We start from the raw sequence: 25,395 nt of genomic DNA, 5'->3' as shown, positions 1-25,395 counted from the left end.
CAGCCCGGCGGTGAATCGAACGCGATGGATGCAACGTAGGGCATCGACGTCGGTACCGATACAGACCAATCGACACCTATCACGGTGTGATGGCCCCCTCAGGGCGGTGCGCGGGCGCTCGCGATCATCAGGAGATTCCCAGCTCAATGACCGTCGGGTCGGCTGGGCGACACCGGCCCGTGGGCTGTGGGCCAGCTTGACCAGGTAGGCTTCGCGTGCTTACACCTATCAGTCAGGAGTGCCCGTGGCTCGCGTCGTGGTCGACGTCATGCTCAAGCCGGAGATCCTCGACCCGCAGGGTCAAGCGGTGGCGAACGCGCTGCCCCGGCTCGGCGTCACCGATGTCTCCTCCGTCCGAATCGGCCGCCGAATCGAGATCGATTTCGCGGGCGAGCCCGACCTGGATCGGGCTCGCGAAATTGCCGACAAGCTGCTCGCCAACCCGGTGATCGAGGACTTCGAGATCCGGGTCGCCGAGGACGCCGCGGCGGAGGTCGCCTGACCATGCGGATCGGTGTGGTCACCTTCCCTGGTTCGCTGGACGACGGGGACGCCGCCCGCGCCGCCCGGATCGCCGGCGCTGAGGCCGTGCGGCTCTGGCACGGCGACCCGGACCTGCACGGCGTGGACGCCGTGGTCCTGCCCGGCGGCTTCTCGTACGGCGACTATCTGCGTTGCGGCGCCATCGCGCGATTCGCTCCGGTGATGGAGTCGATCATCGACGCGGCTCGTGGCGGCCTGCCCGTCCTGGGCATCTGCAACGGTTTCCAGGTTCTGTGCGAGGCGCACCTGCTGCCCGGCGCACTGACCCGTAACCAGCACCTGCACTTCCGCAACCGGGACCAGTGGCTCAAGGTCGAGGCGACGAACACCGCCTGGACCAACCGCTTCACGCCCGGCCAGGAGATCCTCATCCCGGTGAAGAACGGCGAGGGCTGTTTCGTCGCCGACCAGCGGACGCTCGACTCGCTCGAGGCCGAGGGCCGGGTGATCGCGCGCTACATCCGCGGCAACCCGAACGGCTCGCAGCGCGACATCGCCGGGATCACCAACGAGGCCGGCAACGTCGTCGGCATCATGCCGCACCCGGAACACGCCGTGGAGGCGCTGACCGGTCCGTCGCTCGACGGCCTCGGCTTCTTCACCTCCGTCCTGCGGGCCCTGGCGGGGGCGACCGCGGACGGTCAGCTCGCAGGGGGACAACAGCGATGACCACGCAGCCGGAGACGGCGACCGGCGGGGCCGAGGCCCCGCGGGGCGTGCCGAACCAGCAGCCGGCGGCGGCCGCGCCGACGAACAAGCCGAGCGGTTTCGCCGCGACGGACGTGCTGGTCGACGAGTTCGCCGACGGGCCGGACACGGTCGGCAAGGCGCAGGCCTCGCCGGACGAGCTCCAGCCGTTCGGTGAGCTGGGCCTCAAGGACGACGAGTACGAGCGGATCCGTCAGATCCTCGGGCGGCGGCCTACCGCCTCCGAGCTGGCGATGTACTCGATCATGTGGAGCGAGCACTGCTCGTACAAGTCGAGCAAGGTGCACCTGCGCCAGTTCGGCGAGAAGACCCCGGCCAACACCCGGATGCTCGCCGGCATCGGCGAGAACGCCGGTGTGGTGCAGATCTCCGACAAGATCGCCGTCACCTTCAAGGTCGAGTCGCACAACCACCCCAGCTACGTGGAGCCCTACCAGGGTGCCGCGACAGGCGTCGGCGGCATCGTGCGCGACATCCTCGCGATGGGCGCCCGGCCGATCGCGGTGATGGACCCGCTGCGCTTCGGCGCGGCCGACCACCCGGACACCGCCCGCGTCCTGCCCGGCGTCGTCGCGGGCATCGGCGGCTACGGCAACTGCCTCGGCCTGCCCAACATCGGCGGCGAGATCGTCTTCGACCCGTGCTACCAGGGCAACCCGCTGGTGAACGCGCTCAGCATCGGCGTCCTGCCGGTCGAGCGGCTGCAGAAGAAGGAGGCGACCGGCACCGGCAACATCGTGGTGCTGCTCGGCGCCCGCACCGGGCGCGACGGCATCGGCGGTGTCTCCGTGCTGGCCTCGGCGACCTTCGACGAGGAGGCCGAGCAGCGCCGCCCGTCGGTGCAGGTCGGCGACCCCTTCATGGAGAAGCTCCTGATCGAGAGCTGCCTCGAGCTGTACGACGCCGGCCTGGTCAGTGGCATCCAGGACCTCGGTGGCGCCGGCCTCACCTGCGCGCTCACCGAGACCGCCGCGGCGGCCGGCACCGGCATGCGGGTCTGGCTGGAGCGGGTCCCGCTGCGCGAGGCCTCGATGTCGCCGACCGAGATCCTGGCCAGTGAGTCGCAGGAGCGGATGCTCCTCATCGTCACCCCGGAGAACCTGGACAAGGTCCTCGCCGTCGCCGAGAAGTGGGGCGTCTGGGCCACCGCGATCGGCGAGGTCACCGCGGCCGGTGCCGACGGCACCCCGGGTCGCCTGGTGATCAGCTGGAACGACCACGTCGTGGTGGACGTGCCGCCGGGCTCCCTCGCCGACGACGGGCCGGTCTACGCCCGTCCGCTGCGCGAGCCGGGCGACCTGATCCTGCTGCAGGCCGACCGGGCGGAGACGCTGCCGCGTCCGTCGACCGGTGACGAACTGCGCGAGACCGTGCTGAAGATGATCGCGTCGCCGAACCTGTGCGACAAGACGTGGGTCACCGAGCAGTACGACCGCTACGTCCTCGGCAACACCGTCCTGGCCCAGCCCGAGGACTCCGGCGTGCTCCGGATCGACGAGGAGACCGGCCTCGGTGTGGCGCTGTCGGTGGACGGCAACGGCCGGTTCGCCCGCCTCGACCCGTACGAGGGTGCTCGTCTCGCGCTCGCCGAGGCGTACCGCAACGTCGCCGTCACCGGCGCCGAGCCGGTCGCCGTCACCGACTGCCTGAACTTCGGTTCTCCGGAGGACCCGGCCGTGATGTGGCAGTTCGCCGAGGCCGTCCGCGGTCTCGCCGACGGCTGCCAGCAGCTCGGCACCCCGGTGACCGGCGGCAACGTCAGCTTCTACAACCAGACCGGCGCCGCGGCGATCCACCCGACCCCGGTGGTCGGCGTGCTCGGCATCTTCGACGACGTGACCCGGCGCATCCCGATGGGCTTCCCGCCGCCCGCGAAGTCCGGCGGCGACCTGCTCTTCCTGCTGGGCGAGACCCGTAACGAGCTCTCCGGCTCGGAGTGGGCCTGGGTGACGCACGGTCACCTCGGTGGCAAGCCGCCGAAGGTGGACCTCGCGGCCGAGCAGGCGCTGGGTGTCCTGATGGGCCGGGCCTCGAAGGCCGGCCTGGTCAGCGCCGCGCACGACCTCTCCGACGGCGGCCTCGCGCAGGTGCTGGTGGAGAGTTGCCTGCGGCGTGACGTCGGCGCGAAGGTGACGTTCCCGGAGGGCGAGACCACGCCGTTCGTGCACCTGTTCAGCGAGTCGGCGGGCCGGGCCGTGGTGGCCGTCCCGCGCGGTCACGACAAGGCGTTCCTGGCCCTGGCCGCCGAGTGCGGCGTGCCGGTGACCGCGATCGGTGTCACCACCGAGGAGCAGTCGCTGCAGGTGCAGGACCAGTTCACGATCAGCCTGGCGGAGCTCCGCGAGGCCTGGTCGGGGACGCTGCGCAAGCTGTTCGGCGGGCCCGCCGAGGTGGCGGCTCCGGCGCAGGGCGAGGTCCGTTCCGTGACGCTGGAGCTGACCGACCCGCAGGCGCCGGGCGGTTCGCTCAGCTGATCTGAAGCAAGACGACAAGGGCGGGGAGCGCAGGCTCCCCGCCCTTCTTCGTGTCCGCCCTGCTGACGCCGGGACAACGAGGTCCCGTGCTGACGCCGGGAGAGCGAAGGCCCCTGCTGACGCCGGAAAGAGCGAAGGCCCCGGTGTGATCACCGGGGCCTTTCGATCGTGAGTGCGGCGGGGGTCAGCCGTTCCAGTCGCGGTTCTGCGGACGGCGGCCGTTCTGCGGGCCGTAGCCGCCGTACTGCTCCGGGTCCTGGTCGTCGTAGCCGCCCTGCGGCTGCTGCGGCGGCGGGTAACCGCCCGGCGCGCCGTAACCACCCGGCTGCGGCTGCTGCTGCGGGTAACCGTCCTGGTCGCCGTAACCGCCACCGTAGCCGCCCGGGGCCGGCTGCTGGCCGCCGTAGCCGCCCTGGTCGCCGTAGCCACCGCCGTAGCCGCCCTGGTCGTACCCGGGCTGCTGCTGCTCGTAGCCCGGGGCGCCGTAGCCGCCCTGGTCGTAACCACCCTGGCCGCCGTAGCCGGCGCCGCCGTAGTTGTCGCCCTGCTCGGGCTGGTACAGGCTGGTGTGCTCGTCGTACCGCTGCGGCTGCTGGCCCTGCTGCGGCTGCTCCGGCTGGTAGAGGCTGGTGTGCTCGTCGTAGCGCTGCTGCGGGACCGGCTGGCCGGCCACACCTGTCGAGTACGGGTCGGCAGGCTGCCCGTACTGCGGCTGGGCGCCGTAGCCGGCACCGCCCGCCGCGGTGGCGCCGTAGCCGCCGGCGGCCTGCTCGCCGGCCCCCCACTGGCTGGTGCCGTTGTAGCTGCCCTGCGGCGGCATGGGCGCGCCGTAGGGGTCGGGGAACTCGTCCTCGACCACCGGGCGGTGGATCATGGTGGGCGCGTCGGAGATGCCGCCGCCACCCATCGGGGCGATCATCGTGGCGTCACCGCCGCGGCCGCCACCGACCGGAGCGGCCACCCGCGTCGCGTCGAAGGGCGAGCCGCCGGGGCCGCCGGGGCCCGTGCCGGGCATCCCCGCGTCCGGGTCGTCGTCGTTCTTGCCCGCGTTCTTGCGGCGCATCACGACCAGGACGATGGCGCCGATGCCGGCGGCGACGAGCAGCACGCCCATGATGATCAGCAGCCAGTTGGTGCCGCTGTCGGACTCGCTGGCGACCTGCTCCTGGGTCAGCGGTGCCTCGGTCTCACCGGCGGTCTCGTCCTCGGCCGGTTCGCCGGTGACCTCCTCGGTCGGCACGGCGCTGGCCGAGGCGCTGCTGGAGGGGCTCGGGGACGGGCTCTCGACGGCGAGCTTCTTCATCGTGATCGGCACGTTCACCGACTTGCCGGTGGAGCCCTGCACGGTGACGGTCGTCGAGGAGTAACCCTCCTTCAGCGCGCCCACCGTGATGTTGCCGGGCGCGATCGGGTTCGCCTCGGAGCCGATGAACGAGTAGGCACCCTGACCGTTGGTCGTGGTGGCGTACTTGTTGCCGGCGGCGTCCTGCATCGCGACCGCGACACCGGAGACCCGCTTGCCGTCGCCGTCCTTGACCCGGCCGGAGACCTTCGTCACCAGCTGCGGCTTCTCGGCACCCTTGACGGTCACGGTGGCGCTCGCCGTGCCGGGTGCCTCCCCGGCGACGGTCGCGGTGACCCGGACGGTGACCGTCTTGGTCTCGCCGTCGGCCACGTTCGGCGCGGTCAGGTTCGCGGTGAAGCTGGAGCTGCCGTCGATCTGCTTGATGGCGCTGCAGTCGCCGCTGCAGTCCATGCCGCTGACCCGGATGTTGACGCTGCCGGCCTGCTGCTGCTGGCCGCCACCCTCTTCTTCTTCACCCTCGCCGCCACCACCGTCGTCGCCGCCCCCGACGTTACTGATGGTGTACCGCATGGTTACAGTACTTCCGGGGGACACCTCGGTGGGCGACAGGTCAGCGATCTGCACGTCCGGTGGGGCCGCCATGGCAGCTGTCGGCGCGCCGGCCACGAGGCCGACGACCAGTGCCAGGAACGCACCGGCCTGGGTCGTCCTGGCACGTAGGTGCGTTGTCACGTCCACCACCTTCCGGGTCGCGCGGTCCCCGGCTTCGGTGGCCGGAAGATCCCGCGACTTCAACACCGTCGGCCACTATGCCTTGTCGCATGTCACTTTCGCGACCCAGGGCGGTGTGCCGTTGTCTACAGACAGAGTCGTATCGTCCCGACGTGTCCTCTGCGCACAGTAAATCCGAATCGGTGAACCAGGCCCTGGACGCGCTGGACCGAGGCGCCGAACCTGAGCGCCCGGTGCTGCGTGACGCCGTCCGGGCGCTGCTGGCCGAGTTGTCCCGACGAGCCCCTGGCCGATCGGTGGAGGTCCGGATTCCACCTTTCGGTGCGATTCAGTGTGTGGCCGGTCCGCGGCATACCCGTGGCACACCACCCAATGTGGTCGAAACGGATCCGACGACTTTCCTGCTGCTGGCCGCTGGGCGCCTGAGCTGGGCGGACGCGGCGCACGACGGGCGTCTGCGGGCGAGCGGCATCCGTACCGATCTCTCCGAATTCCTGCCACTCACCGAGTGATGAGCCTGGTCATGAGCCAGGGGTCGCTGCCCTTGTCCTCGCGTACACTGGGCGATCGGAGCGGACCAGCTAGTTCGAGCAGATCAGCGCTTCGAGCGTTTCAAGCAGATCCGAACGAGGGAGCAAGCAGGTGCCCCGAGGCGACGGCCTACTGACCGACGATCTCGACCCCCAGGAGCGTGGCCCCCAGGATGCCTGCGGCGTCTTCGGCGTCTGGGCCCCCGAGGAAGAGGTCGCCAAACTCACGTACTTCGGGCTTTACGCCTTGCAGCACCGAGGTCAGGAAGCGGCAGGCATTGCCGTGAGCGATGGCTCCGGCGTGGTGGTCTACAAGGACATCGGCCTGGTCTCCCAGGTCTTCGACGAGCCGACCCTGGCGAGCCTGCGCGGCCACCTCGCGATCGGCCACGCGCGCTACTCCACGACCGGCGGCTCCAACTGGGAGAACGCGCAGCCCACCATCCGGGCGACCCCGGCCGGCACGACCATCGCGCTGGCGCACAACGGCAACCTGGTGAACACGGCGGAGCTCGCCAAGGAGGTCGCCGACCGCGGTCTCGAGGTCGGTGACTCCACGTCCGACACCGCGCTCGTCACCACGCTGCTCGCCGGTCGCCCGGACCTCTCGGTCGAGGCCGCGGCCATGGAGCTGCTGCCGACCCTGCGCGGCGCCTTCAGCTTCGTCTTCATGGACGAGCACACGCTGTACGCGGCCCGCGACCCCCAGGGTGTCCGCCCCCTGGTCCTCGGCCGGATGGAGCGGGGCTGGGTGGTCGCCAGCGAGACCGCCGCCCTGGACATCACCGGCGCCAGTTTCGTCCGTGAGGTCGAGCCCGGCGAGATCATCGCGATCGACGAGCACGGCCTGCGCTCCACCCGGTTCGCCGCGCCGGAGCCCAAGGGCTGCCTCTTCGAGTACGTCTACCTCGCCCGCCCGGACACCACGATCTCCGGCCGCAACGTCTACGCGGCGCGCGTCGAGGTGGGCCGCAAGCTGGCCAAGGAGCACCCCGTCGAGGCCGACCTGGTGATCGGTGTGCCGGAGTCCGGCATCCCGGCCGCGATCGGTTACGCCGAGGCCTCCGGCATTCCCTACAGCGCCGGCTTCATGAAGAACGCCTACGTCGGCCGCACCTTCATCCAGCCGTCCCAGACGATCCGGCAGCTCGGCATCCGGCTCAAGCTGAACCCGCTGCGCGAGGTCGTCCGCGGCAAGCGCATCGTGGTGGTCGACGACTCGATCGTCCGGGGGAACACGCAGCGCGCGCAGATCCGGATGCTGCGCGAGGCCGGTGCGCTCGAGGTGCACGTCCGCATCTCGTCGCCGCCGGTGAAGTGGCCGTGCTTCTACGGCATCGACTTCGCGACCCGCGCCGAGCTGATCGCGAACGGTCTGGAGATCGACGGCATCCGTCGCTCGATCGGCGCTGACAGCCTGGGCTACGTGTCCCTGGACGGCCTGGTCCAGGCGACTGAGCAGCCGAAGACAAGGCTCTGCATGGCGTGCTTCGATGGGCAGTACCCGATCGAGCTCCCGGCCGGGGACCTGATCGGCAAGCACGTGCTGGAGGGCGTCGGCAAGCGCGCCTCCATGCCCGGCGCCTCCGCGGCGACGACCGACGCGGCGGTGTCGGACCTCGAGTCGGACTACGAGGCCCGTGAGTACGGTGACGACGACCGGTCCACGCCGGTGCAGCTCGTCGCGAGCCCCGGCGGCGCCGGCGCCCTGCACCACCCGTGACTTTTCAGATACACAGACAGAACCGCTAAGGGGAGAACCGTGACGCACGTGTCCGAGCGCAGCAGTGCCGGATCGAACGGCAGCGAAGGCGCGGACCGCCAGCTGTGGACGGCCGGTGGCGGCCGCGGCGCCCGCAAGCGCTCGGCGACGTACGCGGACGCGGGTGTCTCGATCCACGCCGGTGACCGGGCGGTCGAGCTGCTCAAGTCGAAGGTGAAGAAGACCACCCGTCCCGAGGTGATGGGCGACCTCGGCGGTTTCTCCGGTCTGTTCAAGCTGAACACCGCGAAGTACAAGAGCCCCGTCCTGGCCTCCTCGACCGACGGTGTCGGCACCAAGCTGGTGATCGCGCAGCAGCTCGACATCCACGACACGATCGGCATCGACCTGGTCGCCATGGTCGTCGACGACCTGGTGGCCTGTGGTGCCGAGCCGCTGTTCCTGCTCGACTACATCGCCTGCGGCGAGGTCGTGCCGGACAAGGTCGCCGAGATCGGCGCCGGCATCGCCGACGGCTGCCGGTACGCGGGTTGCGCCCTGCTCGGTGGTGAGACCGCCGAGCACCCGGGTGTCCTGCGCCCGGACGAGTACGACGTCTCCGCCACCGGTGTCGGCGTGGTCGAGGAGAGCGAGATCCTCGGCAAGGAGCGGGTGGAGATCGGCGACGCGGTGATCGCGATGCGCTCGTCCGGCCTGCACTCCAACGGCTACTCGCTGGTGCGGCACGTGCTGCTCGGTGCCGGCCGGATGCGCCTGGACACCGTGGTCGACGACTTCGGCACCCAGCGCACCCTGGGTGAGGAACTGCTCACCCCCACCAAGATCTACGCCAAGGACTGCCTCGGCCTGATCGAGGAGACCGACGTCCGCGCGTTCTCGCACGTGACCGGTGGCGGCATCCCCGGCAACCTGAACCGGGTGTTGCCGAGCAACCTGGACGCCGTGGTCGACCGGTCCACCTGGCGCCCGCAGCCGATCTTCGACCTGATCCAGGCGAAGGGCCGCATCGAGGACTCCGAGATGGAGGCCACGTTCAACATGGGCGTCGGCATGTTCGCGGTCGTCTCGGCCGACGACGCGGACCGTGCGATGGCCTACCTGACCGGCCGTGGCGTCGAGGCGTGGCAGGTCGGCGAGGTCCTGGAGGGCACCGGCGAGGTGCAGATGATGGGGTCGTACACGCGGGGCTGACCCGTTCCGCGGCCACTCGGGCCGGCGCACGAGGAGAAGTTGAAGCTGGTTCGCGTCGGACCGAACGTGAAATGATCCGTGTGTGTCGATGTCCGGCACATGCGGATCTTTCGTTTTTATGAGTGGACCGGTGCACCTAATCTGACCCGTGCGGCCGGCGCCGCTCGGGGCCACCGGCTCGAGGCGAACGGGAGTGTGGCGGGACATGACCGATACGTGGAGTGGGATGCGCGGTGTCTCCGCGGTTCCCGGCTACGTCGTGATGCAGCCCACCACGCTGTGCAATCTCGCGTGCGGCTACTGTTACCTGCCGTTCCGGCGCGACAACCTGAAGATGCCGGTCGCGGTGGCGGAGCGGGTCGCCGAGCAGGTCGCGGAGTTCGCCCGTACCCGCCGGTTCTCCGTGGTGTGGCACGGCGGTGAGCCGCTCGCCGCGGGCCGGGAGCACCTGGCCGCGCTCTTCGCGCCGTTCGGCGCGTCCGTCGAGCACCACGTGCAGACCAACGCGACGCTCATCGACGACGCCTGGTGCGAGTTCTTCGCCCAGCACGACGTGCGGGTCAGCGTGAGCGTGGACGGGCCGCGGGAGCACAACGGCGACCGGGTGGACCGGCGGGACCGGCCGGCTTACGACCTGATCCTCCGGGGCATCGAAGCGCTACGCCGGCACGAGCTGCCCTTCTCGGCGCTCTGCGTGGTGAGCGATCCACGGCCGGGCGTGGCGACCGAGCTCTACGACTTCTTTCTCGACCTGGGCTGCGAGGTGCTCGGGATAAACGTCGAGGAGCAGGAAGGCGTCAACACCCGGCGCAACCGGCACGACCCGGCGGCGGTGAGCGCCTTCTGGGCCGAGCTGCTCGGCGCCTGGCGGCGGGCGCCGAGCATCCATCTGCGCGAGGTGGAGTGGTCGCTGAGGTACGCGTCAGCGGTCCTGGACGGCACGGCCGACGCGCTGCTGCCCCGGCAGCTGGATCCGATACCCACGGTGGCCTACGACGGCTCCGTGGTGCTGCTCTCGCCCGAGCTGGCCGGCTTCTCGGATCCGCGCTACGGCGACTTCGCCAGCGGCAACGTGCTGCACACCCCGCTGCCGGAGATCCTGGCCGGTGCGGCCGGGACACCCTGGATAGGCGAGTTCCTGCGCGGCGTCGAGGCATGCCGGAGCAGCTGTCCCTATTTCGGCTTCTGCGGCGGCGCGCACGCGGCCAACCGGTACTTCGAGCACGGCAGGTTCGACGTCACCGAGACCGACCACTGCCGGAACAGCAAGATTCGCCTACTGGAGGGAGTGCTGGACCATGCCCGAGATCACGAGGCCACGGCTGTCTGACGACGTGGAGACGGATCCGGTGACGGCGCGGGTGCACGACACCCGAGCCGGGCTGAGCGCGCTCATAGCGGAGGCCGAAGCGGCGCGGCAGAAACGCGATGAGCAGGCATCACAGGATGACGGCTCGGCGGTGTGCGCCTGGAACCACTTCGAAAACATTCCCACGTTCTACAACTGGAACAACCGGCCTCGCTGAGGCCCCAGCCCGGTTTGAAGCCCACGCGGGGTGACCCGCGTGGGCTTCAAGTACAACCGTAGGAAGTGTGACCGCCACTCACCCGAGCACACGGCTCAGCCGTGTGCCCTGTGCTACCGCGGGTCAGCGCCTTGTCGGCGACCAGGTATCCCGGTCGTCATCCGCGTCGTCGTCCTCATCATCATCGACGAACTCGTCGTTGTCGTCGTCGAAGTGATGATTCGACTTACCGGCACTCGCCAGTTCGCGCTGCAAGGCGGTGAGGTCGGTGTTCGGGGAGTGGTACTTCAACTCCCGGGCCACCTTCGTCTGCTTGGCCTTAGCACGGCCGCGCCCCATGGCTCGACCCCCTCGCACAGAATTCGGGGCAGCCCGAAGGCGGGCCCCGATGACGTCAGGCATCTCTCGTGGGTCTTACGGTACATGGACGATGCCGCCTTCGGCACCTCGGGTTGCGTGTGACACTGCCGCGCGTCGCGGTTTGACCTTTTCGCAGGCGCGCGGCAGTCACTGAACCGGCTCAGTTCAGGTGGATCGAACGCAGCCGGCCGACCTCCGCCATGCGTCGTTCGGCGAGCCGGTCGGCCGCGACGGCGGGCGGCACCCCCTCGTCGCCGGCGAGGTGGAGGATCCGCCGGGTGGTCTCGAAGATCCCGGTGGCCCGCAGCTTGGCCCGCTCGAAGTTGAAGCCCTGGATCTCGTCGGCTACCTGGATCACGCCACCGGCGTTCAGCACGTAGTCCGGGGTGTAGAGGATCCCGCGGTCCTCCAGGAGCTTGCCGACGCCGGCGTGGGCAAGCTGGTTGTTGGCGCCGCCGGCCACCACCTTGGCGCGCAGGACAGGGACGGTGTCGTCGTTCAGGGCCCCGCCGAGGGCGCACGGCGCGTAGACGTCGATGTCGGACGTGATCAGCGCCGTGGTGTCCGGCACGAGCTGGATCTCCGGGTGAGTGGTCCGGGCCCACTCGAGGGCGGCCTCGCTGACGTCGGTGGCGACCACGGTCGCGCCGTCCTCGAGCAGGTGACCGGCGAGGTACTTGCCGACCTTGCCCAGGCCCGCGACGCCGACCGTGCGGCCACGCAGCGACGGGGTGCCCCAGGTGTGCTCGGCGGCGGCGCGCATGCCCTGGAAGACGCCCCAGGCGGTGAGCACCGAGGAGTCGCCGGCGCCGCCGTGCTCCACGCTGCGGCCGGTCACGTACTTCGTCTCGCGGGCGATGACGTCCATGTCCTGCACGTAGGTGCCGACGTCGCAGGCGGTGTAGTAGCGGCCGCGCAGCGACTCGACGAACCGCCCGTACGCCCGGAGCAGGCCCTCGGACTTGATCCGCGCCGGGTCGCCCCAGATGACCGCCTTGCCGCCGCCCAGGTCCAGGCCGGCCATGGCGTTCTTGTACGCCATCCCGCGGGACAACTTGAGCACGTCGGCGAGCGCGTCCGCCTCGGTCTCGTACGGGTAGAAGCGGGTGCCGCCCAGAGCCGGGCCGAGCGCCGTCGAGTAGATCCCGATGATCGCCTTCAGGCCGGTCGCCCGGTCCTGGCAGAAGACGACCTGTTCGTGCCCGTCGGTGTCGAACACGTCCATCGTTTTACTCTCCTGATCTGTGCTGATGGCCTTTGTGGGGCCGAGCCCTCCGGCGGGGGTGTGCCGGACATCTGCGAGCCTAGTGGTGGCAACTGGACGCCGATTACGTCCGCGCGGGAAGTTCCACCCGGCCGGATTCGTGAAAGGATCGCGCCGTGCCGTCACTGTTCGCGTCGTACCTCCGGGTCTACGAGCCACTGACCGCCTTCGACCGGGACCGGCAGTCCTACTGGCGCCGTTACGCGAAGGAAGGTCGGGACCTCGGTCCGATCGAGGGCCCGGTCCGTCAGCGCACCGCCGTCCTGGAGGCGCTGGGTGCCGGCTGGACCCGGTTGCCCGACCTGCCCGACGAGGCGTACGTGCTGGAGTGGGACAACGCCATCCTGGTCTGCCCGTGGAACCTGCGCCTGCGGGTCGCGGAGGCGGCGCTGAACGCCCGGGACGGCGTGCCTGCCGTGCTGGCCGACGCGTTCGTGCCGCCGATCCTGGCCGGGCAGGCGAAAGCGGTCGTGGAGGACTGGCGCAGCGGCGCCAAGGTTCTGGAGCAGGGTGTGCCCCGGGTGCACGAGCAGGTCTCCACGTGGGGCGTGCCGTTGCGCTGGTTCGCCTTCGTGGACCTGGAGGAGCGGGAGTTCTCGTTCACCGCCCGCCGGCGGACGCTGCGCTACCGCACCGAGATCTCCAAGGCCCGCCGCCGGGCGCACCGCGCGGTCTCGGTGCTGCGCAAGTCGCTGGGCGACGCGCCGATCACCGAGGCGGTGGAGGACGGCACCCGCTGGCTCGAGGAGTTCCATCCCCGGTCGGTGGTGGAGCTCGACTACGGCGGCCTGGTCAACCTCCTTCCGGAGGACAGGCTTGCCGAGGACGATTCCCCCGGACTGGTGGCAGCCGGACTTTCGGCACTTTCTCGCGGTGACGCTGAGTCAGCCAGCGAGGCCTACGAGAAGCTTGTCGCGCGGTGGCGCGCGGTGCAGCTTCTCGAGCGATGCAACTGACCTGCGGAAATAGGACAGAAGCGCCCGTATCTCATCCGATGGAAGCGCTCCCGAAGCGAACACTCTTCGTGATCGGCGCCGAGCGAACCGTGATAATCGGACTAAACGAGACACTATCTGGCGTATAAAACACGCAAAAATCGGGCATGCTTCATCCATCTATCTGGGGACGTTCGTCCGTTCGGCCCATGTCGGACATCGGGGACTAGCCGGACCATGAGAGACGCACCGGCCGGCGGGACCCCGGCCGATGTTTTTAGGCACCTGTGGAGGAGTGACCGATGGCATCGCGTACGCACGATCCTGAGCCGCTACTAACGCCGGCCGAGGTGGCGTCGATGTTCCGTGTCGACCCGAAGACCGTCACTCGGTGGGCGAAGGCTGGCAAGCTCAGCGCAATTCGCACCCTGGGTGGCCACCGTCGCTACCGGGAGTCGGAAGTCCGTGCACTGCTGCAAGGGCAGATCCCGACGCAGCGTCAGGGCGACTGACCGCATTCGACCGACATCGTTGCAAGGGGCGAGCGCTGGGGAAGGCGATCGCCCCTTCTTCGTACCTCTGAAGTTTTCGCCTCTTCCAACTGATCAACGACTTCTAACTGATCAACGAGGCGGGGGCGGAGGCGATTCGCCGTCGCCATGATTTTTTTCAGCGTCAGCCGACCAGCACCGCGACCGTTCCGTCGGCGCCCCGGCGGAGGCGGCTGCCGAGCACGGTGAGCCGGCCCATCAGCCCGTACTTCTTCTTGAGCGTCCCGGCGACCCGCTGGAAGTCGGCCCGGTCGCCGATCCGGGCGGTCGCCTCGATCGCCTCCCCGGTGGGCTTGCCGCGCATGTCGCAGGGTGCCACGGTGACCCGGCCGCTGTTGCGAATCCGCTTGATCTTGCCGCTCCCGGCCACCGTCCAGAATCCGAGGCCGGCACCGTCGGGCACGACCCAGAGCGGGGTCGGCACCGCGCGCCCGTCCTTGCGGAACGTGGTGAGCAGGACGTACTTCTCAGATCCGAGTTGCTCCAGTCCGGGCATTCCTCAAGAGTAGATCACCATGGAGCAGCCGACGATCGGCGACGCGTTCGGCGAGATGATCCGGGACGCGTACGCGGTGCGTACCGGGATCGGGCCCCGGCCGCTGGCCGGTGGGCGCTATCCCCGGCCGGTCATCGAGGTGATCGAGCGGGACGACGGGCTGATCAACGGCGCGCCGGCCGATCACTATCTGAACGAACCGGGCGACTGGCAGGCGTACGACCGCCGGGCCCTGCGCCTCTGCCGCGGGCGGGTGCTCGACATCGGTGCCGGCGCCGGCCGCGTCGCGATCGAGTTGCAGCGCCGCGGCATCGCCGTGACCGGGCTGGACACCTCGCGCGGCGCGATCGAGGTGGCCCGGGCGCGCGGATTGCGGGACACCGTGCTCGCCACCGTCGACGAGTTCGCCGAGGCTGCGGTCCGCTACGACACGTTCCTGCTGCTCGGCAACAACCTCGGCCTGCTGGAGAGCGCCGAGCGGGCCCCGGTCATGCTCGCCGCGCTGGCCCGGCTCGCGGCCCCTGGCGCCCGGATCGTGGCGCAGGGCAGCGATCCGTACGGGACGCGTGACCCGGTGCACGTGGCCTATCACGAGCGCAACCGGCAGCGCGGGCGGTTGGGCGGGCAGTTGCGGCTGCGCCTGCGGTACCGGGAGCTGGCGACCGAGTGGTTCGACTATCTGAACTGCTCGCCGGCGGAGCTGACGGCGCTGCTGGACGGCACCGGCTGGCATCTGAAATCGATCGACCAGCAGGATCGGCCGTACTACGTTGCGGTCATGGAGCTCGATTCATGACCGAACTCACCCGCGACCAGGTCCGCCTCAGCCGGCGGATGTCGCTGGTGCTGCGACACCGGCCGGAGACCGCCGGCCTCACCCTCGACGCGAACGGGTGGGTGCCGGTGCCGGTCCTGCTCGCCGCCCTCGGCATCGACCGGGCCGAGCTGGACACGGTGGTCGCCGGCAACGACAAGAAGCGGTTCGCGGTGGCGCCCGGCCCGGACGGCGTGGACCGGATCCGGGCGAGCCAGGGGCACTCCCGGCGGGTGGCGGTCGATCTGGAGCTGCCGCCGGCGACGCCGCCCGCGGAGCTCTTCCACGGCACGCCGCGCGCGAACCTCGACGCGATCCTGCGGCAGGGGCTACGGCCCGGCAGCCGCCATCACGTCCACCTGTCGGCGGACGTGCCGACCGCGCTCACGGTGGGCCGCCGGCGTTCCCCCGACGTGGTGGTGTTCCGGGTGGCGTCCGGGACGATGGCGGCGGAGGGTCACATCTTCCACCGCAGCGACAACGGGGTCTGGCTTACCTCTGTCGTGCCGTCACAGCACCTTTCGATAAAACGGACAAATCCGTAATCGCCCAGGTTGATCGTCCATCCACTGTGGGCGGCGGCAGGTTCTCCGGACAACCGGCCAGGACCGCCGTTAGCTTGGACGGATGGGGAGGGTTACGCGCAGTCAGCACACCGACCTCCCCGGTACCCTCGCCCTGCCCCTCGCGCTCGTCATCGTCCTCGTGCTGGCCGGCCTCACGTTCGGCCTGCCGCTGCTGGACCGGGCCGTTCCGGCACAGCGGGCGGTCCCGGCCGGTGAGTCGTACGAGGTCGGTGCCGGTGTCACCATCGTGCCCCCGCCCGGCGCCACGCTGGACGTCACCGGCACCCGGCCCGGCGGGACGCAGGGCACCGCACTGTTCCAGCTGAGCACGCGACCGGACGAGAGCCCGGTGCGGTACGCGATAGCCGTCCAGCCCTTCGACGGCGACCTGACGGCGGCCGCGGTCCGGCTGCGCCAGCGCATCACCGGCACCTCAGGTCACCGGCTGACCGGCACCCAGCTCGCGGTCTCCACGGCCGGCGGGCTCGCCGGTGTCCAGGGCGGCTACACCGCCGGCGGCCGTGGCGGCCGGTACGCGGTGTTCGTCGCGCACGGCCTCACCATCGAGGTCACGGTCAGCGGGGACGACCGCGAACTGGCCCGCACCCTGGCGGCGATCGACGCGAGCACCCGCACCCTGCGTCACGAGGGCCGCCGATGAGTGACGCGGTCCGTCCCGGTGTCGTCCGGGCGGCCGCCCTCGCCCACAAGCCGGCCTTCTGGGTGATCCTGGCACTGCTGGCCGCGGGCGGCCTGCGGATCGCCCAGATCACCTGGCGCTTCCTGGACGCGTACCCGATCGCCACCCTCACCGCGGTGGTCCTCTTCGCCCTGCTCGCCGTGCCGTTCTGGCTCTTCGTCTCCGAGCTGGACTTCCTCGAACGGGAACCGGCGAGCCTGCGGGTCCTGGCGTTCGCCTGGGGCGGCCTGGTCGCCACCACGGTCTCCATCCCGGCCAGCACCGCGCTGGACAACCTGATCGCGAAACTCGGCTCGCCGGCCCTCGCTGCCGACTGGGGTGCCGCCCTGGCCGGGCCCACGGTCGAGGAGACGGTGAAGACGCTCGGCGTGGTCGCCATCGTGCTGATCGCCCGTGCTCAGGTGAACAGCGTGCTCGACGGCGTGGTCTACGGCGCGCTCGTCGGTCTCGGCTTCCAGATCGTCGAGGACGTGGTCTTCGCGATCGGCGCGGTGGCACAGGCCGGGCAGGGCGACCAGGTCCAGCCGGTGGTCACCACGCTGCTGGTCCGCGGCTTCCTGGCCGGCGTCTGGAGCCACACCCTGTTCGGCGCCCTGGCCGGCGCCGGCATCGGCTACCTGGTGGTCAACCCGGACCGCACCCGCCGGCACCGGATCGGGATGGCCGCGCTCGCCCTCTTCGGCGCCTGGGCCTCGCACGTGCTGTGGAACTCGCCGTTCTTCCGCGACGGCCTCGGCAACGGCGCGCTTGCGCTGCTCGCGGTGCTGCTCTTCAAGGGCCTGCCGCCGCTGCTGCTCACCCTCTACCTGGTCCGGCGGGCACACGACGCGGAGGCCGCCTACTACGTCGCCAAACTCGCCACGCTGCGCGATCCGTCGCTGATCACCCCCGACGAGCTGCGAGTGCTCGGGTCCGGGTCGCGGCGGGCGGCGGCGCGCCGGCATGCGGGGGCCCGGGCCGGGCGCAGGGCCAGAGTGGCGGTACGCCGACTGCAGCGCGCCCAGGCCCGTCTGGCCGTCGACCTGTCCCGTGCGCCCGCACAGGCGCACGAGACCGAGGCCGCGTCGGAGGTTCGTGCCCACCGGTCCCGGCTCGAGTCGCTGGGTCACCCGGAGGCGGTGGAGGGGGTGCGCTCGTGGCGGCACACCGTCTCCACGGCCGGCACCACGGCCGTGGCGATCGCCGTGATCTGGGTGGCGCTCTCCGCCCTCGGCGGCGGCTGAGATCAGGCCTCCGGCGGCAGCCCGCCGTCGCCGTCGACGACCTTGTCCGGGGTGCCGTCCTCGTCCAGGTCGACCATGGTGATGTCGACGCGGCCGTCCCCGTCGGTGTCGAACTGGTAGAGGTCCGGCTTGCCGTCACCGTCGGTGTCAGAGATCCAGACGTCCGTACGCCCGTCGCCGTTGGCGTCCTGCTTCACGAGGTCCACGCGGTACTCGCCCCGAGTCTCGATGATCTCCTGCGGTTCGCTCACGGTGGCTCCTCCAGTTGGCCGGCGGGCCGGCGTCGGTTCTCCCCCACGTACCCGGAGCGTTCCCGGATCACTCCCGTCGCTGTGACGGTTGTCGCTGGTTGCCGTCCGGGGCGGCGGTAACGTACGCCGACGTGGATATCGCGGAGGACGGCATGCAGCACCTGTTCACCAGCAGCGGTGGCGGCGCGCTCGCCGAGCGGATGGGCATCGTCATCACCGAGGCCACCGCCGAGCGGGTCGTCGGGACCATGCCGGTCGAGGGCAACACCCAGCCGTACGGGCTGCTGCACGGCGGGGCGTCGTGCGTGCTCGCCGAGACGCTCGGCTCGGTCGGCGCGGTGATGCACGGGCAGACCGTGGACCGGCCGTTCGCGGTCGGCGTCGACATCAATGCCACCCACCACAAGGCCGCGCGGTCGGGGCTGGTCACCGGCGTGGCGTCGCCGGTGCACCGGGGGCGGGCCGTGGCGACCTACGAGGTGGTGCTGACCGACGAGTCGGGGGAGCGGGTCTGCACGGCACGCATCACCTGCCTGCTCCGCGGCGCGTGATCCCCTCCTTGGTGCGGGAATTCACCCGTCCGCGAGCGTTGCTTGACGGTTGGACGTACCTTTTCTGACGTGACCGAAGTACCACAGTACGCATTCGACGACGCCGCGCAGATCCTGCAGTGCGCGATAAGCGGCGACTCCGCTGCTGTGGCCGACTCCTTCGACGCGGTCGTCGACCGGGACGGCGTGGTCGGCGCGTGGGACGTGGCGTGGTGCCTGGCGGCGACCATGGTCGGGCAGCTGCCCGGTGGCGGCGCCTGGACGCTGGAGTTCCCCGGCATCGACGACGCGCAGTACGACAAGCGCTGGGTGGCGCGGTTCGTCAGTGCGTACGTGAACGGCGACTTCCCGACCGGGGAGGCGCTGTTCGGTGCCGCGATCGCGGACGGCCGGCTGCCGGACTGCCTGCTCGCGCTCGCCGGGTCGACGGTGGCGACCCTGCGCCGCCGGGCCGCGTGACGGCGCTCCCGCCCGTACCGCTCGCCATGAACGACAGCCTGCTGGCCCGCGTGCGCAAGTTGCTCGCCATGGCCGAGGACCCGGCCTGCACCGCCGGTGAGGCGGAGGCCTTCACCGTGAAGGCCGCCGAGCTGATCGCGAAGTACGGCGTGGATCAGGCGATGCTCACGGCCGGCGACCCGGCGGCCGACCCGGTGGGGGATCGCGTCGTCACGATCGACCCGCCGTACGCCCGGGACAAGGCCGGTCTGCTCGCGGCGGTGGCCTCCCCGCTGCGCTGCCGGGTGGTGCACCTGGACCGGCGCGGTTCGGCGCGCAGTCACCTCTTCGGTCACGCGGTCGACCTGGAACGTGTCGAGCTGCTCTTCACCTCGCTGCTGCTGCAGGCGGCGCACGGGCTGGCCGGGAGCCCGGTGCCGGCGTCGGAGAGCCCGGCCGCCTACCGCCGGTCGTGGCTCGTCGGGTACAGCCAGGCGGTGAGCGCGCGGCTCTGGGCGGCGGAGCAGAGCGCCGCGGCCGGCACGCCGGGCGCCGAACTCGTCCTGGTGGACCGCACCGATCTGGTCGAGCTGCGGCGCGACGAGACGTACCCCAGGCTGGCGAAGATGCCGCCGCGGCGGTTGCGCGGCAGCGGGCGGGTCCTCGGTTATCGCGCGGGCCAGCACGCCCACCTGGGCGGCCCCGAGGTCAGCGAGTCTTGAGGTAGAGGGCCTTGGCGTACTGTGCGGCGGCCGCGTTGTTGTACATCGAGGCCTGCGACATGAAGAAGCCGTTGTCGGCGATCGCGCGAGCCGCCTGCGACGTGGCTGACCAGCGGATGTCGGCCTCCGCCTCGGACAGGCCCCGCGCCTTGAACTGACGCCGCATCGCCATCTTGCCGGAGCGGAACGCCTCGCCCGCCTCCTCGGCGTGTTTCATGCACGACATCGCCTTGTCGCTGAGTGCCTCCGCCAGGGTGTAGGCCGCCTGTTCCGCCTCGTTCGTGAACGTCTGCACGACGTCGTCCTCCTCAGTGCCCGGTGCCGGGACCGGGCCCGATAACACTCTTGCCGCCCGGCTTCCGCGCTTCAAGAGGTGTTCACCCGGGCCGGAGAAGATGTCGGCGTGGTGAAGGCGAACTAGAATCGCGTCACCGAGCGGTTGATCTTGCCGTCCGGATTCCCGGGGGAGGATCCACTGTGTCTCGACGCCTGCTGACCGTCGTGGCGATGGCCGCCGCAGCACTGTTCATCGGCGCGGCCACGTCGATCACGGTGATGCTCCTCGCCGGTTGGCGGTACGTGCCGGAGCGGACCTTCGAGCTCACGGTCGAACTGGAACCGGCGGCCACCGAGGCGCAGAAGTCGGCGATCCGGTCCGAACTGGAGTCGGCTTCGGCGGACGTGTCGGGCGAGGTCCGGTTCGAGACCCGCGAGGAGGCGCTGGCCCGGTTCCGGGAGCAGTGGAAGGACGATCCGGAGCGGGTCGCCGGTGTCCAGGTCGAGAGCATGTCCGAGTCCTTCCGGTGGACGGCGGAAGCCCGCGAGTTCGATTGCACCCCGGTACCGGCGATTCGCCAGATGTCCGGCGTCGACCGTCTCTGGGTGGTCGGGAATGCCACTGCGGGCCGCCCGGCCGTCGAGATCGGCTGCTGACAAAGCCCTGGTCCAACGGGTAGGCGTCCACTGGGTGAACATTGCGTCGATACGGTCCCGTTCTATGGAACCGGGCTTGTATTCGCGAGCGTCAACCGCTGGAATATCCGGCACGGGGGAAGATCGCGTGGCGTGCGCGCCCTCCGTACCTCAGCTTCGATCTTTTGATCGTCTTCGCCCGACACGGGGGTACTTCCGCATGTTCCTGTTCAACCGCAGGGCCCTGGCCGCCATCGGCGCCACGGCTGCCGCCGTCGCCACCACGTCCTTCCTCGGCGCGGCGCCCGCACAGGCCGCCTCGGCCGGTCTGGCGAAGGTGAGCGGCTCGTCGACCGTCCAGTTCAACGCCCTGATGGGCAAGGCGAACGCGCTGACCATCACGATCTCCGGGCGCACCGTGACGCTCGACGACAAGGTCGCGATCAAGGCCGGCAAGGGCTGCAAGGCGGTCAAGGGCGACAAGACCAAGGTCAAGTGCAAGACCTCGAAGGCCACCAAGCGGATCAACGCCGCGCTGGGTGACAAGAACGACTCGGTCAAGAACAAGACCAAGGTGTTCCTGTTCGCCGACGGTGGCGCCGGCAACGACGTCCTGACCGGTGGCTCCGGCGCGGACCAGCTCCAGGGCGGCACCGGCAACGACAAGGTCTACGGCGCCGGCGGCAACGACAAGCTCTTCGGTGGCTCCGGCAACGACAAGGTCCACGGCTCCACCGGCAACGACGGCATCGACACGGGCGCCGGCAACGACACCGCGACCGGTGACGCCGGCAACGACACCCTGTTCGGCGGCACGGGCGTCGACCGGGTGTCCGGTGGCGCCGGCAACGACAAGATCGACGCGGGTACGGGCAACGACACCGCCTACGGCGAGACCGGGAACGACCTGATCTACGGTGGTGCCGGGCACGACAAGATCGGTGCCGGGCACGGTCACGACGTCATCGACGCGGGCGCCGACAACGACACCGTCTACGGCGACGCTGGCGACGACGAGCTCTACGGCCGGGCCGGCAACGACACGCTCAACGCCGGCGACGGTCACGACTACATCGAGGCCGGCACCGGTGACGACAAGGTCTGGGGCGGCCGCGGTGAGGACGGCCTCTTCGGTGAGGCCGGCACCGACCGCCTCTACGGCGGTCCGGACGGCGACATCGTCCTGAGCGGCACCGGCAACGACTACGTCAACGCCGAGGACGGCTCCGACGTGGTCGCCGGCGAGGACGGCAACGACCAGCTGTACGGTGGCCGCGGCGTCGACATGGTCGTCGGCCTGGCCGGTAACGACATCGTCTCCGGCAACGAGGACGACGACATCCTGGCCGGCGAGGACTTCAACGACTCGTTCAAGCCGATCGGCAACCCGGCCGCCGCGGACAAGGTGGACGGTGGCTCGCACACCTACGCCGACATCTGCCTGGTGTTCCCCAACACGACCAAGGCCAACTGCGAGGCGTACGAGCTGGCGCCCGACGCCGCCCTCAAGTCGGCCTCCGCGTCCGCGGCCAACCCGGTCGCCGCCGAGCTGAAGAAGCGGCTCGCCGAGGCGCTCGCCAAGTAGTTCCGGCTTTTCGCCGCACCGAAGCCCGGCCGTCCTCGCGACGGCCGGGCTTCAGTCTGTCAACAGGGGTTCCAGGCCGTCGAGGAGGCGTTCCAGGCCGAACTCCATCAGGATGTCCAGGTCGAACTCGTTGTCGTTGGCGGCGAGGAAGGCGGTGAACATGGGGAAGCGGCCGGTGGCCAGCACCGCGGCGAACCGGTCGTGCTGGGCCGCCATCCACTCCTGGTCGGTGATGCCGGTCTCCTGCTCGGCCTGTGCCTCCTGCTCCAGGTTGACGGCGGTGCCGCGCACGTAGTTGGCGACCGTCACGGCGATCCGGAACGTGGTGACCGGGTCCAGGCCGTGTCCGTCGAGAGCCCGCATCACCCACTCGGTCTGGGCCATCGCGTGCGGGGCCAGTAGTGGCCGGGTGAACGAGACCGCCTGGGCGAGCCAGGTGTGCCGGCGGTGCATCGACCATTGGAGACGCGCCAGCGCCCGCACGCAGGCGCGCCAGCCGTCGCGCTCGGGGGAGAGGTCCTGCGGCGGCGGGTTGGCGCCCATCACCCGGTCCATCATCAGCAGGACCAGTTCCTCCTTGTCGGCGACGTAGCGGTACAGCGACATGGTCGGCATCCCCAGTTCGCCGGCGAGGCGGCGCATGGAGAGCGCGTGCAGGCCCTCGGCGTCGGCGATGGTGACGGCGGCCCGGATCACGCGGTCGCGGTCGAGCGGCGCCTCGACCGGGCGGGCGACGCCGGACACGACGGTGCCGACACCGGGCCGCGCCTCCACCAGCCCCTGCTCGCGCAGTGCCGCCAGCACTTTCGACGCGGTGGCCATCGCGACACCGTGCTCCGCCACGATCTGCCTGGTGGACGGCACTGTGGCGCCGGGCGGCAGCTCACCTCGCGCGATGCGACCGGCGATCTCCGCGGCGATGGTGCGGTACACCGGAATCTCCATAGTGCACTAGTGCACCGCATGCCAGTGCACTAGTCAAGTACGGGTGTTAGCACTACTGACGACCCATCTAGTGCACTCATACGGTGTACAAAACTAGAAGGGACAATCCGATGGCTGAGGCAGTGCGGCTGGAATCGCTCCACAAGACGTACGAGGGTCCGGTCACCGCCCTCGACAGCATCAGCGCCACGTTCGCGGACGGCACCTTCACGGCGGTGATGGGACCGTCCGGCTCCGGCAAGAGCACCCTGCTCCACTGTGCCGCGGGGCTGGACCGGCCGACCGGCGGCCGGGTCTTCATCGGCGGGACCGAGCTCACCGCCACCACCGACACCGCGATCACCAAGTTCCGCCGGAGCCGGGTCGGTTTCGTCTTCCAGGACTACAACCTGCTGCCGTCGCTGACCGTGCTGCAGAACGTGGTCCTGCCGCTGCGCCTGGCCGGGCGTCGTGCCGACCGGCGCCGCTGCCGGGCCGTGCTGGAGCAGCTCGGTCTCGGCGAACGGCTGGACGACCTGCCCGGCCGGCTCTCCGGTGGCCAGCGTCAGCGTGTCGCCGTCGCCCGCGCCCTGGTCACCGAACCGGCCGTGATCTTCGCTGACGAGCCGACCGGCGCACTCGACCTGCGCAGTGCCCGCGAGGTGCTCAGTCTGTTGCGCGCGGTGGTGCACCAGCACGGCCGTACGGTTGTGATGGTCACCCACGATCCGGTCGCTGCCGCGTACGCCGACTCGGTCCTCTTCCTCGCCGACGGCCGCATCGCGGGGTCGCTGCGCGCACCCACCCCGGATGCCGTCGCCGAACGGCTGGCCCACCTCGGTGACATCGCCGCTGTTCCCCGCCGGACCGAGGCCGCGGCATGATCGCCGTCGCGCTGCGCAACCTGCGGCACCGCCCCGGCGGGTTCGTCGCCACCTTCCTCTCCGCGTTCTTCGGCGCCACCCTGCTGATGGGGTTCGGCTCGCTGCTCGACACCGCCGGCCACCTCGACCCCGCCGGTGCTGAATCGCTGACTGTCACAGCCAGTGTCGGCGGCGGCTGGTGCCTGGTCATCGTCGCGTTCGCGGTGACCTCCACCCTGAGCCTGGCCGTGCGGCAACGCGCCGAGCAGATCGAACTGCTGCGCCGGGTCGGCGCGACCGGACCGCAGCTGCGCCGGATGATCCTCGGCGAGGCAGCCGGGGTGGCCCTGCTCGCCGCAGCGGTCGCGGTGCCGGCCGGGCTGCTCATCGGCCGGCTGCTGCTCGGCCTGCTCCAGGACACCGGTCAGGTCGACCGGACGGCGACGGTGGTTCTCGGGCCGATGGCGTTCGGCGCCGGTTTCGGGGTCACCCTGATCGGGAGTCTGGTGGCGGCGGTCGCGGCGGCACGCCGTACCACTGTGGAACGCGGCGGTGGATCGCCCAGGCCTCGCCTCCGCCGCGTCGGCGCCGCCGTGTTCCTGCTGGCGGGGACGAGCTGCGCGGTGGTGACCGCGACCGTGATGGACGGCAAGGGCATCGACGCGATGCAGACCGCCGGGCAGGCCGGCATCTGGGCGTCCATCGGTGTCGCCCTGCTCGCCCCGGAGCTGTTGCGACTGGTCACGGCGTTGCTCGGGGCGCCGGTCCGGATGCTCGGTGGCGCCGCGGGTGAACTCGCGGTCCTCGGCGCACGGGCCCGCAACCGGCGGCTGGCCGGCGCGGTGATGCCAGTGGTGTTGTTCACCGGGATCGCCACCGGAACCGTCTACATGCAGGCGGTCGAGGACGAGGCGTCGGCCGGGCAGGTGCAGCCGGACTACGCGCAGGACGTACAGACCCTCAACTACGTGGTGGTCGGCATGATCACGCTGTTCGTGGCGATCATGCTGGTCAACACCCTGATCGCGGCCACGGTGGGCCGGCGCCGGGAATTCGCCCAGCAGCGGCTCGCCGGCGCGACCCGAGGACAGCTCCTGACGATGGTTGCCCTCGAAGGGCTGCTGGTCACGGTCGCGGGCGTACTCGGTGGTTCGACCGCCGCCCTGTTCACCGTCCTGCCCTTCGGTGCGGCCCGGGTCGCGCGGTGGTGGCCGGACGCCTCACCGGCCGCGTACGCCCTGATCGTGGTGGTGGCAGTGGCCCTCACCGGCGCCGCGATGCTGGGCGCCACCCGGCGCGCGATCCGCGGCCCGGCGGCGACGATGCTCCGGGCCTGACCCCGACCCACCGCTGGAGACGTAAAGGAGCCCGCGCTGTCACGGGGGAGACGGCGCGGGCCTGCCGCAACCATAGCGACGATCGACGAGTTGATCGAGGGGTTGCGCTGAATACATAGCTGAAGCACAGCTTCGGCACCCTGGCTCGAAAAACCGGACAGCCCGGTCGC

The 25,395-nt window shown here is 70.5% G+C and carries 28 protein-coding genes; 21 read left to right on the top strand and 7 right to left on the bottom strand.

Translation table 11 applies throughout. The features are described 5' to 3' along the window. Positions 1–244 precede the first annotated feature (244 nt). The 3 genes from purS to purL are packed head-to-tail and all read left to right on the top strand — an operon-like array spanning position 245 to position 3,725. On the top strand, positions 245–502 hold the full coding sequence (gene purS / locus LPA41_RS34545) for a phosphoribosylformylglycinamidine synthase subunit PurS (protein ID WP_229075491.1): 258 nt from the start codon (positions 245–247) through the stop codon (positions 500–502). Continuing rightward, positions 499–1,212: a phosphoribosylformylglycinamidine synthase subunit PurQ gene (purQ, locus tag LPA41_RS34540; RefSeq protein ID WP_229075490.1), complete on the top strand. Its 714-nt coding sequence runs from the start codon at positions 499–501 to the stop codon at positions 1,210–1,212. The genes purS and purQ overlap by 4 nt, the downstream gene beginning before the upstream one ends. Further along, a complete protein-coding gene (purL, locus tag LPA41_RS34535; RefSeq protein WP_229075420.1) occupies positions 1,209–3,725 on the top strand; it encodes a phosphoribosylformylglycinamidine synthase subunit PurL in 2,517 nt (838 codons plus the stop codon). The genes purQ and purL overlap by 4 nt, the downstream gene beginning before the upstream one ends. Positions 3,726–3,909: 184 nt before the next feature. Here the strand turns inward: purL and LPA41_RS34530 are convergent, their stop codons facing one another. Then, entirely contained in the window at positions 3,910–5,763 is a 1,854-nt protein-coding gene (locus LPA41_RS34530; RefSeq protein ID WP_229075419.1) for a carboxypeptidase-like regulatory domain-containing protein, read from the bottom strand. Between the two features lie 152 nt (positions 5,764–5,915). Between LPA41_RS34530 and LPA41_RS34525 the strand changes: the two genes are divergently transcribed. The 5 genes from LPA41_RS34525 (at position 5,916) to amcA (ending at position 10,733) form a co-directional block, all read left to right on the top strand. Beyond that, positions 5,916–6,275, top strand: coding sequence for a sterol carrier family protein (locus LPA41_RS34525; RefSeq protein WP_229075417.1), 360 nt, complete (start codon positions 5,916–5,918; stop codon positions 6,273–6,275). 130 nt (positions 6,276–6,405) lie between these two features. Further along, positions 6,406–8,016 carry an amidophosphoribosyltransferase gene (gene purF / locus LPA41_RS34520; protein WP_229075415.1) on the top strand — a complete coding sequence of 537 codons (1,611 nt, stop codon included), beginning with the start codon at positions 6,406–6,408 and terminating at the stop codon, positions 8,014–8,016. A gap of 39 nt (positions 8,017–8,055) precedes the next feature. Beyond that, complete coding sequence (gene purM / locus LPA41_RS34515) at positions 8,056–9,207, top strand: phosphoribosylformylglycinamidine cyclo-ligase (RefSeq protein ID WP_229075412.1); 1,152 nt, start codon at positions 8,056–8,058, stop codon at positions 9,205–9,207. Between the two features lie 226 nt (positions 9,208–9,433). After that, positions 9,434–10,537, top strand: coding sequence for a cyclophane-forming radical SAM peptide maturase AmcB (amcB, locus tag LPA41_RS34510; RefSeq protein WP_304523815.1), 1,104 nt, complete (start codon positions 9,434–9,436; stop codon positions 10,535–10,537). Further along, positions 10,506–10,733 (top strand): multiple cyclophane-containing RiPP AmcA, encoded by a 228-nt coding sequence (gene amcA / locus LPA41_RS34505; protein ID WP_229075409.1) that lies wholly within the window; start codon positions 10,506–10,508, stop codon positions 10,731–10,733. Before amcB ends, amcA begins: the two co-directional genes overlap by 32 nt. A gap of 123 nt (positions 10,734–10,856) precedes the next feature. Here amcA and LPA41_RS34500 read toward each other — a convergent pair whose 3' ends face one another. Next, a complete protein-coding gene (locus LPA41_RS34500) occupies positions 10,857–11,072 on the bottom strand; it encodes a DUF3073 domain-containing protein (protein ID WP_014440246.1) in 216 nt (71 codons plus the stop codon). Between the two features lie 181 nt (positions 11,073–11,253). After that, a complete protein-coding gene (locus LPA41_RS34495; protein ID WP_229075407.1) occupies positions 11,254–12,318 on the bottom strand; it encodes a Glu/Leu/Phe/Val dehydrogenase in 1,065 nt (354 codons plus the stop codon). A 155-nt stretch (positions 12,319–12,473) separates the two neighbouring features. Between LPA41_RS34495 and LPA41_RS34490 the strand changes: the two genes are divergently transcribed. Both LPA41_RS34490 and LPA41_RS34485 read left to right on the top strand, forming a co-directional pair. Continuing rightward, complete coding sequence (locus LPA41_RS34490) at positions 12,474–13,313, top strand: hypothetical protein (RefSeq protein ID WP_229075405.1); 840 nt, start codon at positions 12,474–12,476, stop codon at positions 13,311–13,313. A gap of 281 nt (positions 13,314–13,594) precedes the next feature. Further along, a complete protein-coding gene (locus tag LPA41_RS34485; RefSeq protein ID WP_014687221.1) occupies positions 13,595–13,804 on the top strand; it encodes a BldC family transcriptional regulator in 210 nt (69 codons plus the stop codon). 163 nt (positions 13,805–13,967) lie between these two features. On the opposite strand, the gene LPA41_RS34480 is transcribed toward LPA41_RS34485, so the two are convergent. Next, positions 13,968–14,339 carry a PPOX class F420-dependent oxidoreductase gene (locus LPA41_RS34480; protein ID WP_229075403.1) on the bottom strand — a complete coding sequence of 124 codons (372 nt, stop codon included), beginning with the start codon at positions 14,337–14,339 and terminating at the stop codon, positions 13,968–13,970. Positions 14,340–14,358: 19 nt separating this feature from the next. Between LPA41_RS34480 and LPA41_RS34475 the strand changes: the two genes are divergently transcribed. From LPA41_RS34475 to LPA41_RS34460, 4 genes are all read left to right on the top strand, one after another. Then, complete coding sequence (locus LPA41_RS34475) at positions 14,359–15,135, top strand: bifunctional 2-polyprenyl-6-hydroxyphenol methylase/3-demethylubiquinol 3-O-methyltransferase UbiG (RefSeq protein ID WP_229075401.1); 777 nt, start codon at positions 14,359–14,361, stop codon at positions 15,133–15,135. Then, positions 15,132–15,698, top strand: coding sequence for an RNA 2'-phosphotransferase (locus tag LPA41_RS34470; protein WP_229075399.1), 567 nt, complete (start codon positions 15,132–15,134; stop codon positions 15,696–15,698). Before LPA41_RS34475 ends, LPA41_RS34470 begins: the two co-directional genes overlap by 4 nt. An 82-nt stretch (positions 15,699–15,780) precedes the next feature. Beyond that, entirely contained in the window at positions 15,781–16,380 is a 600-nt protein-coding gene (locus tag LPA41_RS34465) for a hypothetical protein (RefSeq protein WP_229075397.1), read from the top strand. Beyond that, positions 16,377–17,642, top strand: a complete 1,266-nt coding sequence (locus LPA41_RS34460) for a PrsW family intramembrane metalloprotease (protein WP_229075396.1) — start codon at positions 16,377–16,379, stop codon at positions 17,640–17,642. Before LPA41_RS34465 ends, LPA41_RS34460 begins: the two co-directional genes overlap by 4 nt. 2 nt (positions 17,643–17,644) lie before the next feature. Here the strand turns inward: LPA41_RS34460 and LPA41_RS34455 are convergent, their stop codons facing one another. After that, the gene (locus tag LPA41_RS34455; RefSeq protein WP_229075394.1) at positions 17,645–17,893 is read right to left on the bottom strand and encodes a hypothetical protein; all 249 of its coding nucleotides are present in this window, start codon (positions 17,891–17,893) and stop codon (positions 17,645–17,647) included. Positions 17,894–18,045: 152 nt separating this feature from the next. Here LPA41_RS34455 and LPA41_RS34450 point away from each other — a divergent pair, with 152 nt between their 5' ends. The 3 genes from LPA41_RS34450 to LPA41_RS34440 all read left to right on the top strand — a co-directional run bounded on the left by LPA41_RS34450 (position 18,046) and on the right by LPA41_RS34440 (position 19,604). Then, on the top strand, positions 18,046–18,444 hold the full coding sequence (locus LPA41_RS34450) for a hotdog fold thioesterase (protein WP_255691097.1): 399 nt from the start codon (positions 18,046–18,048) through the stop codon (positions 18,442–18,444). 69 nt (positions 18,445–18,513) lie between these two features. Next, positions 18,514–18,903 (top strand): hypothetical protein, encoded by a 390-nt coding sequence (locus LPA41_RS34445; RefSeq protein WP_229075390.1) that lies wholly within the window; start codon positions 18,514–18,516, stop codon positions 18,901–18,903. A gap of 26 nt (positions 18,904–18,929) precedes the next feature. Then, complete coding sequence (locus LPA41_RS34440) at positions 18,930–19,604, top strand: DUF2786 domain-containing protein (protein ID WP_229075389.1); 675 nt, start codon at positions 18,930–18,932, stop codon at positions 19,602–19,604. Here the strand turns inward: LPA41_RS34440 and LPA41_RS34435 are convergent. Continuing rightward, positions 19,591–19,899 carry a hypothetical protein gene (locus tag LPA41_RS34435; RefSeq protein WP_229075387.1) on the bottom strand — a complete coding sequence of 103 codons (309 nt, stop codon included), beginning with the start codon at positions 19,897–19,899 and terminating at the stop codon, positions 19,591–19,593. The two genes, LPA41_RS34440 and LPA41_RS34435, sit on opposite strands and share 14 nt — an antisense overlap. A gap of 182 nt (positions 19,900–20,081) precedes the next feature. Between LPA41_RS34435 and LPA41_RS34430 the strand changes: the two genes are divergently transcribed. Together LPA41_RS34430 and LPA41_RS34425 are read left to right on the top strand one after the other, a co-directional pair. Beyond that, on the top strand, positions 20,082–20,537 hold the full coding sequence (locus LPA41_RS34430; RefSeq protein ID WP_229075385.1) for a permease-like cell division protein FtsX: 456 nt from the start codon (positions 20,082–20,084) through the stop codon (positions 20,535–20,537). A gap of 199 nt (positions 20,538–20,736) precedes the next feature. Continuing rightward, complete coding sequence (locus LPA41_RS34425) at positions 20,737–22,101, top strand: calcium-binding protein (RefSeq protein WP_229075384.1); 1,365 nt, start codon at positions 20,737–20,739, stop codon at positions 22,099–22,101. A gap of 51 nt (positions 22,102–22,152) precedes the next feature. Here the strand turns inward: LPA41_RS34425 and LPA41_RS34420 are convergent, their stop codons facing one another. Continuing rightward, a complete protein-coding gene (locus LPA41_RS34420; RefSeq protein WP_229075382.1) occupies positions 22,153–23,046 on the bottom strand; it encodes a TetR/AcrR family transcriptional regulator C-terminal domain-containing protein in 894 nt (297 codons plus the stop codon). Positions 23,047–23,156: 110 nt separating this feature from the next. Between LPA41_RS34420 and LPA41_RS34415 the strand changes: the two genes are divergently transcribed. Together LPA41_RS34415 and LPA41_RS34410 are read left to right on the top strand one after the other, a co-directional pair. Beyond that, positions 23,157–23,909 carry an ABC transporter ATP-binding protein gene (locus LPA41_RS34415; RefSeq protein ID WP_229075377.1) on the top strand — a complete coding sequence of 251 codons (753 nt, stop codon included), beginning with the start codon at positions 23,157–23,159 and terminating at the stop codon, positions 23,907–23,909. Beyond that, a complete protein-coding gene (locus LPA41_RS34410; RefSeq protein WP_229075376.1) occupies positions 23,906–25,225 on the top strand; it encodes an FtsX-like permease family protein in 1,320 nt (439 codons plus the stop codon). Before LPA41_RS34415 ends, LPA41_RS34410 begins: the two co-directional genes overlap by 4 nt. Positions 25,226–25,395: the final 170 nt, after the last annotated feature.

The organism is Actinoplanes sp. DH11, from assembly GCF_020873875.1.
Taxonomy (GTDB): domain Bacteria; phylum Actinomycetota; class Actinomycetes; order Mycobacteriales; family Micromonosporaceae; genus Actinoplanes.
Note: the sequence above shows the minus strand (reverse complement) of the source record. Positions and strands in the feature narration are given on the sequence as shown.